We start from the raw sequence: 2,795 nt of genomic DNA, 5'->3' as shown, positions 1-2,795 counted from the left end.
CGATGAACTCAAAGCCCGAGGCATGGACCCGCTCGGGAAGATCCGGAATGCCGAAGTTTGTTCCCGGCTCGGTCCGCGATACTTGGTCCAAGAGGTTGACCAGCGCCCGATAGCTGTCCCGCGCCATGGTCCGACCACCGAGTTGCGGAACCGTTTCGTTGACGCGCGCAATGGACCACGGCCCGTTGTATCCTGCCCGCGCCAGCACGCGAACGAAACCCGCCAGATTAAGAGAGCCAAGTCCGGGCAGAAGCCCGAAATGCCGCTTGAGCCTGCGAATATCCATCTCAAGCCGCGGCGCATCAGAGAGCTGTACATGAAACAGTCGCTCTCCGGGAATATTGCGTAGACGGGCAGGCTTGGACCCGTCGGCGAGCGAGAAGAAGGAGTTCAGAGCCAACCCCAGATGCGGGCTGTCGATACTTTCAACGATGCGCAGCGCCTGTTCATCTGAGTTGATGAGATTGGACCAAGGGAGGCCCAGATAGGCCAGGCGAAGCCCCATTTCTTGCGCTATATTTGCTGCCTCGCCAAGGTCGGCAATAACCTGATCTTCGGTGGCGGCCGCGTCCGCCTCGAAAGCGGACCCTATCAACAGCACGTCCGTTCCCAACTCGCTCATCAGGTTGAGTTTATGCTTCAGCCGTTCAAAGGCGTGTTCCCGATCTCCGCCAGTCTGGCCCTCGAGATTGTGAAAGGGCTGCAGCAGGCAGATCTTCAGGCCGTGATCGGAGGCCAATTCCCGAATTTGCGACGGCGGCCCGTCAAAAGCGATCAGATCCGGTTCATGCAATTCGACCCCGTCAAAGCCCGCCCCGGCAATCGCGCGCAGTTTTTCTGCCAGATCGCCGGGGATCGACGTTGTCGAAACCGAAAGGCACATTACCCCTGATATCCAAGGAGTCTCGGCAGCCAGAGGATCAAATCGGGCATAAGCATCATCGCAATTAGTGCGACAATCAGCACCGCCAGGAAGGCCCAGATCTCAGAAATGATCTCGCGCAGCGGAATGTCCGTCACCGCGTTGATCACAAAGAGCAGAATGCCATAGGGCGGCGTTATCAGGCCGATCATCGAGTTAACGACGACCAGAACTCCGAAATGCACCAGATCGATGCCAAGCGCTTCGCAGGTCGGGATGAAGAGCGGTACGATCACCAGGATAATCGTCGTCGCATCCAGTACACAACCCAGCGCCAGAATCAGCAGGTTCACCAGGATCAGGAAGATGATCGGGTGAACGTCTGCCCCTTCGAGCATGGCAGAGATCGACTGCGGGATCTGCTCCTGAATGACGATGAAATTCAGAATGAACGCCCCGCCGATCACGATACCGACTGAAGCCGATGACCTCGCACTGTCGACAAAAACCTGGTACAGCTTGCCCAGCGAGATCGCACGGTAGAACATCGCTGCCAGCATTAGGGCATAGAAGGCCGCGACGGCCGCCGCTTCGGTTGGTGTCGTGACACCGCCATAGATGCCATAAAGCAGGATCACAGGCATCAGCAGCGCCGGGAAGGCATTTGCGGTCTTGGCCGGCAGTTCACGCAGCGGAACCGGCTCTTCCAGCGCAAAGTTACGCTTGCGGGCCAGATAGCCGTTCATCGCCATCAGAACCGCGCCCATGATCAGACCCGGCAGGATACCAGCAAGGAACAGCGAACCGATGGAGGCTTTTGACACCAGTGCATAAAGCACCATCGGAATCGAAGGCGGAATGATCGGGCCGATGGTGGCTGTGGCCGCCGTGATCGCGGCGGCGTAGCCACGCGGATACCGATCACCCTTGGTCATCATCTCGATGATGATCTTGCCGATGCCCGCGGCATCGGCCACCGCCGAGCCCGACATGCCCGAGAAGATCAGCGAGGCAGCAACGTTCACGTGCCCCAGACCACCCTTGAACCGGCCCACCGCGGCGACGCAGAAACTCAGAAGCCGGTCAGTGATCGACCCGGCATTCATGATATTGGCGGCCACGATGAACAGCGGCACGGCCAGCAGGATCGTGCTCTTGTAGAACCCTTGCAGGATCTTTTCCCCGGCCAAAGCGACATCCAAACCAGCTACGCCGAGATAGACGACAGCAGACAGCAGAATCGAATACCCGATCGGTGTGCCTATCCCTGCAAGCAGGAACAGCGTTACCAGCAAAGAGAGCAGCTCGAAGCTCATTTTTTGTCTCCTTCCGCGGAGTCTTCTTCCTCGTGCAGTGCTTCGACCACGATTTCGAGTTCGGTCTTTGGGGGGCCATTCTTGGAAATGTCAAAAAACATCCACGCATAGCGCGCGGCTACGGCAACTATGAAAACGGCGTAGATCGAGAAGACATCGCGCATCGGGATCTTGTTTCCGGTGAACGGATTGCTCACGGTTGTTGTCTTACGGATCTTCATCCAGTCGATGTAGTCCCAGGTCGGCAACAGCGTATACAGCATGCCGATCACCAAAGCTGCCGCGGAAATAAGTGCGAAGATTGTGCGAGTGCGCCGGCTGACGGAAAGATAAATGATGTCGAACCGGACGTGATCTGATTCACGAACCGTGAAGGCACAGGCAAAGAAAATCACCCAAACCCATAGGATGCCGATCAGTTCCAGCGTCCATCCGGCCGGGGTGAAAAAGTACCGCAGAAGGATCTGCAGTAGAAAAATTCCGAAGATTGCGGCCAGCATGCCGGCCGCAATCGCTTCTGAAAGTCGGGAAACCCCCCGGATAAATTTTGACATGGCAGTTATCCCTCCCTGTTCTAAAGCGGCGATCAGTTGCCTAGCGCGTTGATCTTCTCCAAA

The 2,795-nt window shown here is 57.2% G+C and carries 3 protein-coding genes; all 3 read right to left on the bottom strand.

Translation table 11 applies throughout. The features are described from left to right. On the bottom strand, nucleotides 1–883 hold an 883-nt coding region (locus tag GOX53_RS29100; RefSeq protein WP_171182367.1), incomplete at its 3' end, for a sugar phosphate isomerase/epimerase. Further along, the gene (locus tag GOX53_RS29095) at nucleotides 883–2,178 is read right to left on the bottom strand and encodes a TRAP transporter large permease (RefSeq protein WP_171182366.1); all 1,296 of its coding nucleotides are present in this window, start codon (nucleotides 2,176–2,178) and stop codon (nucleotides 883–885) included. The genes GOX53_RS29100 and GOX53_RS29095, both read right to left, overlap by 1 nt. After that, a partial coding sequence (locus GOX53_RS29090; RefSeq protein ID WP_371810460.1) for a TRAP transporter small permease occupies nucleotides 2,175–2,795 on the bottom strand: 621 nt, incomplete at its 5' end. The genes GOX53_RS29090 and GOX53_RS29095, both read right to left, overlap by 4 nt.

This window comes from Ruegeria sp. HKCCD8929 (genome assembly GCF_013031405.1).
Classification (GTDB): Bacteria; Pseudomonadota; Alphaproteobacteria; order Rhodobacterales; family Rhodobacteraceae; genus Ruegeria.
The sequence above is the reverse complement of the archived record's forward strand: the minus strand, read 5'-3'. Positions and strand labels throughout refer to the sequence as shown.